This window comes from Jatrophihabitans sp. (genome assembly GCF_035474675.1).
Classification (GTDB): domain Bacteria; phylum Actinomycetota; class Actinomycetes; order Mycobacteriales; family Jatrophihabitantaceae; genus Jatrophihabitans_A.
Window position 1 is genome coordinate 1 of record NZ_DATINC010000022.1, and the last position, 6,386, is coordinate 6,386.

A 6,386-nucleotide genomic window follows, 5' to 3' on the forward strand; every position below is an offset into this window, starting at 1 on the left:
GCCGCCCGGTCCCGCGAGATCGCCGAGCTGGCGGTGGCCTACCGCGACCGCGGCGTGGTCGGCTTCGACATCGCCGGCGCGGAGGCCGGCTTCCCGCCCACCCGGCACCTGGACGCCTTCGAGTACCTGCGCCGGGAGAACTTCCACTTCACCATCCATGCCGGCGAGGCGTTCGGGCTACCCTCGATCTGGGAGGCGATCCAGTGGTGCGGCGCGGACCGGCTCGGCCACGGGGTCCGGATCATCGACGACATCTCCACCGCCGGTTCGGCCGGCGGCCTGGAGGAGCAGGTCGCCTCGGCCGAGATGGGCCGGCTGGCGCAGTACGTCCGGGACAAGCGGATCCCGCTGGAGATGTGCCCGTCGTCCAACATCCAGACCGGTGCCGCGGCCTCGATCGCCGAGCACCCGATCGGCCTGCTGCGCCGGCTGCACTTCCGGGTCACCGTCAACACCGACAACCGGCTGATGAGCGGGACGTCGATGACCCGGGAAATGACCCTGCTGTCCGAGGCGTTCGGCTACACCTGGACGGATCTGCAGTGGCTGACCATCAACGCCATGAAGAGCGCCTTCATCCCGTTCGACGACCGGCTGGCCATCATCAACGGCCAGATCAAGCCCGGCTACGCCGCGCTCAACCTGTAATGCACTCCAGCAGTTCCCGCGGCGAGCAAGCCGGCAGGTGAATCCAACCCTCCACTGCGGCACGTTCGGTCTCGGTGCCGCTCTCCGGAAGGTGCGTCCTGTCGAGCGCGGCCGCCCGGGTGGCGAACGCGGCGAGAAGCGCGTCCAGCGAGTCGTGGCTGACCAGGCAGCGTTCAGCCACCTCGGCCGCGAACCGCACGCCGAGCGCCTGCTGCAACAGCTCGAGGATGGCCCGCCGGGCCGGCCGCGCTTGCGGCCGCTTGTAGCTGTCCCGGCCGGTCAACTGCCAGGTGCGCAGGGTCGCCGCGGGATACACCTCCACGACCGGACCGCCGGCCCGGTCGATCGGCCGGCCGCACTCCCGTTCGACAGCGGCCAGGATCCGGGCACAGCGCAGCGCCACCACACCGAGCAGGTTGGCCGCCACCGACAGCGGCGGCCGGGACCCGGTCAGGTTCCAGATCACCTCGTCGGTCATCCGGTACAGCAGCGGATTGAGCACCTTATGCCCGGACCGGCGGATCAGCGCGGACGGTGACGGCAGCGCGGCACGCGTGTTGTGGGCGACCACCGTGTCCACGAAGTCCACCGGCCAGCCCAGCGGGCAGTCGATGCCGATCCAGTGCCCGGCCCGGATGTTGTCTACCAGCAGCGCGACGAGCGCTGGGTCCTCACAGTCCTCCGGAAACTCGATGCGCACCTCGCCGGGCAGCCAGTCCACCTGGCACACCGCGGTCCGCTTGTAGCTGCCGGCCAGGTCGATGCCGACCGTCCTGGCCGGCAGATCGCCGCCCACTCGCTACAGCTCCGGAAAACGCGGCACCGGTAGGACGGCCTGCAGGTCGGCGGCGAAGGCCAGCAGCCGCTCGTCGTCGCCGCGCCGGCCGAGCACGCTGACCCCGATCGGCAGGCCGGACCCGGTGCCGGCCGGCAGGCTGACCGACGGCGCGCCGGTCACCGCACACAGCGACGAGGTGAGCAGGCCGTGCTCGTCCGGCCCGCCGTAGCTGATCGGCCAGGCCGGGGAGTTGGTGGGCGCCAGCGCGAACTCGGCATCGCCGAGCACCTCGGCCAGCGCCTGCCGGCAGGCGCTGTCGGCGGTGTCGCGGGCCCGGCGGTACTCCTCGGACTCGACCCCGCCCTCGAGTTCCGCGCAGAGCCCGAAGATCTCGTCGGAGAACCGGGACAGCTCCACCTCGTCGGCCCGGTTGAAGGCCAGCAGCTCGTCCCACTCGCGCGGATGCTCACCCGGCCGGGCCCGCAGGTAGGCCGGCAGCTCCACCGAGAACTCGGCCAGCAGCGCGGCGAACTCGGCGTCCTCGAACGGGCTCGACGTCGCCGCGCGGGTCTCGGCCAGCGTGCAGCCGGCCTGGCGCAGCCGCTCGGCCACCGCGTCGAAGGTCGCCGTGACCTCGTCGGTCATCCCGTCCGGTCGCCACAGCGCCACCCGGCGGCCGGCCAGCGACCCGGGCTGCGGCCACCGCGGGATCCCGCCGGCCAGCACCGCGAACAGCGCTGCTGCGTCGGCGACGGTCCGGGCCATCGGCCCGGCGGTGTCCTGCCGGGAGCTGATCGGCACGATGCCGGCGCCGGGAACCCGGCCGAGGGTCGGCTTGAAGCCCACCACCCCGCACACCCCGGCCGGCGAGACGATCGAGCCGTCGGTCTCGGTCCCGACCGCCAGCGGGACCAAGCCCGCCGCGACCGCCGCCGCCGACCCCGACGACGAGCCGGAGGTGTTGCGGCCCGGGTCGAACGGGTTGCGGGTCTGCCCACCGACCGCGCTCCAGCCGCTGGTGGAGGCGGTCGAGCGGAAGTTGGCCCACTCCGACAGGTTGGTAGCCCCCAGCAGCACCAGGCCGGCACCGCGCAGCCGCTCGATCAGCGGGGCGTCCCGGTCCGGTGGCGAGCCGAGCAGTGCCCGGGAGCCGGCCGTGCCGGGCAGCCCGACGGCCTCGATGTTGTCCTTGATCAGCACCGGCACGCCGTCCAGCGGCCCGAGCGGAATGCCGGCCCGGCGGCGGGCGTCGCTGGCCTCGGCTGCTTCCCGGGCACCGTCGGCGTCCACGGCGAGCACCGCGTTCAGCTGCGGGTCGAGCCGGGAGATCCGGTCGAGGTAGAAGTCGCTGAGCTCCCGGGCGGTCAGCGTCCCGTCGGCCAGCAGCCGGCCGGCTTCGGCCGCGGTGTGCTCAGCTGGACTCGGCATCGAGGTCTTCGGAGGCGCTGTCTTCGGCGGCCGGCACCGGAACGGCGGACGAGCCCTCCCACCGCAGCCAGGACTCGATCCGGCCGAGTGCGCGCTCCCAGCTGCCGGCGATCACGTCGCCCAGCGCGGACCACTCGGCCGAGCCGTCCCTGCCGGAGTAGCCGGTCTCGCCCTCGACCAGCAGCGCGTACTCCCGGGTCCCGGTCAGCAGCGAGCGCAGCATGCCGTCCTCGCAGCAGTCGGCAACCCGGGCGGCCATGTCGACGGTGTCGGCGAGCTCGGAGACCGTCTCGGCGTCCGGCTCGCCCGCGGCGAGCTCGTAGACCCGGTCGAAGTCGTAGTGCGCCTCGGCAGCCGGCGTCAGGGCGCGCTTGCCCTGGTTGACGAAGGCCGGCCACGCCGGGTGGTCGGCCAGGTCGTGGTCGGGGTTGTCGCCCAGCCAGGTGTTGAGCTCGTCCGGGGTGCCGAGCAGCACGATCTTGGCACCGTCGCCGAGAAAGCCCTGCCACTCCTCACCGTCGGCGTCCTCCCAGGGCGGGGCGAACAGGGTGAGGCCGGTACGACCGTTGGCGGACAGCGACACGGCGACGATCGGATCGACGAAAGACGGCATGACAGGCAACTTAGCCGGTGAACGCGATTTCGCCGACGCCGGGCCCGAGAACACCCGGCTGACGGCTTGCAACTATTTCTGCACCCTGCAGGAATAGTTGCCTGGCCAGGGACGCCTCAGACGCCCAGCGGGTGCCAGACCGTCTTGGTCTCGACGAAGGCAGCCAGCCGGGACATGCCGGGCTCGGCGGCCAGGTCCAGCGGTGCCGGTGCCAGCACCCGCTTGACGGTGTCGGCCGCCGCCCGCGCCAGCGGCACCCGGTCGGCGGGCTCGACCCCGGTCAGGTCCAGGCAGTTGACGTCGCGGTGGCCGGCCAGCCACGGCGCGAGCTCGGCCACCGACCCGGTGAGCAGGTTGAGCACCCCGCCCGGCAGGTCCGAGGTGGCCAGCGCCTCGGTCAGCGAGACGGCCGGCAGCGGGCGCTCGGACGAGGCCAGCACCACCACGGTGTTGCCGGTGGTCAGCGCCGGCGCGACCACCGAGACGAAACCGAGCAGCGAGGACTCCTGCGGCGCGACGATGCCCACCACGCCGGACGGCTCGGGCAGCGAGAAGTTGAAGTACGGCCCGGCCACCGGATTGGAACCGCCCACCACCTGGGCGTACTTGTCGCTCCAGCCGGCGTACCAGACCCAGCGGTCGATCGCGGCGTCCACCTGCGCGGCGGCCTCGTCCGCCGAGCCGCCCTCGGCGGCCCGCACCTCGGCGACGAACTGCTCGCGCCGGCCCTCCATCATCTCCGCGATCCGGTACAGCACCTGGCCGCGGTTGTAGGCGGTGGCCCCGGACCAGCCGGCAAACGCCTTGCGGGCCGCCGTCACCGCGTCGCGCAGGTCCTTGCGGGAACCCTGTGCGGCGTGCGCGAGCAGCGTGCCGGACGGGTCGGTGACCGGGTAGGACCGGCCGGACTCCGACCGGGGGAACGCCCCGCCGATGTAGAGCTTGTAGGTCTTGCGGACCGCCAGCCGGCCGGCCACCTCGGCCCCGTTCTCCGAAGACTCGTGCTTGGACTTGGCCATCTCAGACCTCGCCTTCGAGGTAGGCGGCCAGGCCGTGCCGGCCACCCTCGCGTCCGTAGCCGGACTCCTTGTACCCACCGAACGGCGAGGCCGGGTCGAACCGGTTAAAGGTGTTGGCCCACACCACCCCGGCTCGCAGCCGGTTGGCCATCCAGAGGATCCGCGACCCCTTCTCGGTCCAGATGCCGGCCGACAGCCCGTACGGGGTGTTGTTGGCCTTGTCCACCGCCTCCTGCGGGGTGCGGAAGGTCAGCACCGTCAGCACCGGCCCGAAGATCTCCTCCTGGGCGATCCGGCTGGCCTGGTTGGCGCCGAGGAACACCGTCGGCGGGAACCAGAAACCCCGGTCCGGCAAGGTGCAGGCCGGCGACCACCGGGTGGCGCCCTCGGCCTCGCCGACGTCGGCCAGTTCCCGGACCCGGGCCAGCTGGGCCGCGGAGTTGATCGCCCCGATGTCGGTGTTCTTGTCCAGCGGGTCACCCAGCCGCAGCGTCTGCAGCCGGTCCTGCAGGGCGGCGACAACCTCGTCGTGCACCGACTCCTGCACCAGCAGCCGGGAGCCGGCGCAGCAGACGTGGCCCTGGTTGAAGAAGATCCCGTTGACGACGCCCTCGACCGCCTGGTCGATGGCCGCGTCGTCGAAGATGATGTTGGCCGCCTTGCCGCCCAGCTCCAGCGACAGCCGCTTGCCGGACGTCGCCACCGAGCGCTGCAGCTCCTTGCCCACCGCGGTCGAGCCGGTGAAGGCGAGCTTGTCCACGCCGGGCTGCTCCACCAGCGCCTGGCCGACCGCCGGCCCGCCGGCCAGCACGTTGACCACGCCGGGCGGCAGGTCGCACTCGGCGATGATCTCGGCCAGCGTCAGCGCGGTCAGCGGCGTGGTCTCGGCCGGCTTGAGCACCACGGTGTTGCCGGTGGCCAGCGCCGGGGCGATCTTCCAGGCCGCCATCAGCAGCGGGAAGTTCCACGGAATGATCTGGCCGGCGACGCCGATCGGCCGGGGAGCCGGCCCGAAGCCGGCGTAGCCGAGCTTGTCGGCCCAGCCGGCGTAGTAGAAGAAGTGCGCCGCGGCCAGCGGGACGTCGACGTCGCGGGATTCCTTGATCGGCTTGCCGTTGTCCAGCGACTCCAGCACCGCGAGCTCCCGGGCCCGCTCCTGGATGGCCCGGGCGATCCGGAACAGGTACTTCGCCCGCTCCGAGCCCGGCAGCCGCGACCAGGTGCCCTCGTAGGCGCGCCGGGCGGCGACCACCGCGTCGGCGACGTCGGCGGCGTTCGCCTCGGCGACCTCGGCCAGCGGCTCCTCCGAGGCGGGGTTGATGGTCTTGACCGCCTCGCCCCGGCCGTCGCGGAACTCGCCGTCGACGAAGATGCCGTATGAGGGCCTGAGCCGGGCGATCGCGCGGGACTCCGGCGCGGGTGCGTAGCTGAACGGACTGGCGCCGGATCGTTCGGCGGGCAGCCCGGTCGGCTGCCCGGCGGCGGGCACGGCGGTCGGCTGGTCGGTCATCTGCTACCTCAGTCGATCGAGACGTAGTCGGGGCCGTCGTAGGCACCGGTGGTCAGCTTGTGCCGCTGCTGCAGCAGGTCGTTGAGCAGCGAGGACGCGCCGAACCGGAACGAGGCCGGATCCAGCCAGCGCTGCCCGGCCACCTCGTTGACCATCACCAGGTAGCGGATCGCCTCCTTGCTGGTGCGGATCCCGCCGGCCAGCTTCACCCCGCGCACCTCGCCGGTGCGGGCCGCGAAGTCCCGGACCGCCTGCAGCATCACCAGCGCCACCGGCGGGGTGGCGGCCGGGCTGATCTTGCCGGTCGAGGTCTTGATGAAGTCGCCGCCGGCCAGCAGGGCCAGCCAGGACGCCCGCCGGACCGAGTCCAGGGTGACCAGCTCGCCGGTC

6 protein-coding genes and 1 pseudogene are annotated in these 6,386 nt (G+C 72.7%); 1 reads left to right on the forward strand and 6 read right to left on the reverse strand.

Going from position 1 to position 6,386, the window contains the following annotated elements; translation table 11 throughout:
* Positions 1 to 648 (forward strand): adenosine deaminase family protein (locus tag VLJ82_RS02005; protein ID WP_408661649.1); only part of this gene is annotated, 648 nt, incomplete at its 5' end.
* Here the strand turns inward: VLJ82_RS02005 and VLJ82_RS02010 are convergent.
* The 6 genes and pseudogenes from VLJ82_RS02010 to VLJ82_RS02035 form a co-directional block, all read right to left on the reverse strand.
* Positions 638 to 1,444 carry a DUF429 domain-containing protein gene (locus tag VLJ82_RS02010; protein ID WP_408661650.1) on the reverse strand — a complete coding sequence of 269 codons (807 nt, stop codon included), beginning with the start codon at positions 1,442 to 1,444 and terminating at the stop codon, positions 638 to 640. The two genes, VLJ82_RS02005 and VLJ82_RS02010, sit on opposite strands and share 11 nt — an antisense overlap.
* Before the next feature lie 3 nt (positions 1,445 to 1,447).
* Complete coding sequence (locus VLJ82_RS02015) at positions 1,448 to 2,854, reverse strand: amidase family protein (RefSeq protein WP_408661651.1); 1,407 nt, start codon at positions 2,852 to 2,854, stop codon at positions 1,448 to 1,450.
* Positions 2,838 to 3,467, reverse strand: coding sequence for a hypothetical protein (locus VLJ82_RS02020; protein ID WP_408661652.1), 630 nt, complete (start codon positions 3,465 to 3,467; stop codon positions 2,838 to 2,840). The genes VLJ82_RS02015 and VLJ82_RS02020 overlap by 17 nt, the downstream gene beginning before the upstream one ends.
* A 116-nt stretch (positions 3,468 to 3,583) precedes the next feature.
* Positions 3,584 to 4,486 carry an aldehyde dehydrogenase family protein gene (locus VLJ82_RS02025; protein ID WP_408661653.1) on the reverse strand — a complete coding sequence of 301 codons (903 nt, stop codon included), beginning with the start codon at positions 4,484 to 4,486 and terminating at the stop codon, positions 3,584 to 3,586.
* A gap of 1 nt (position 4,487) precedes the next feature.
* Positions 4,488 to 5,996, reverse strand: coding sequence for an aldehyde dehydrogenase family protein (locus tag VLJ82_RS02030; RefSeq protein WP_408661654.1), 1,509 nt, complete (start codon positions 5,994 to 5,996; stop codon positions 4,488 to 4,490).
* A gap of 8 nt (positions 5,997 to 6,004) precedes the next feature.
* Positions 6,005 to 6,386: pseudogene (locus tag VLJ82_RS02035) on the reverse strand (deoxyribose-phosphate aldolase); the annotation flags it as partial.

Bases quoted from the DNA above. Each gene is read 5' to 3' on its own strand.
- VLJ82_RS02015 (WP_408661651.1), bottom strand. From the start codon at position 2,854: ATGCCGAGTCCAGCTGAGCACACCGCGGCCGAAGCCGGCCGGCTGCTG.
- VLJ82_RS02020 (WP_408661652.1), bottom strand. From the start codon at position 3,467: ATGCCGTCTTTCGTCGATCCGATCGTCGCCGTGTCGCTGTCCGCCAAC.
- VLJ82_RS02030 (WP_408661654.1), bottom strand. From the start codon at position 5,996: ATGACCGACCAGCCGACCGCCGTGCCCGCCGCCGGGCAGCCGACCGGG.
- VLJ82_RS02025 (WP_408661653.1), bottom strand. From the start codon at position 4,486: ATGGCCAAGTCCAAGCACGAGTCTTCGGAGAACGGGGCCGAGGTGGCC.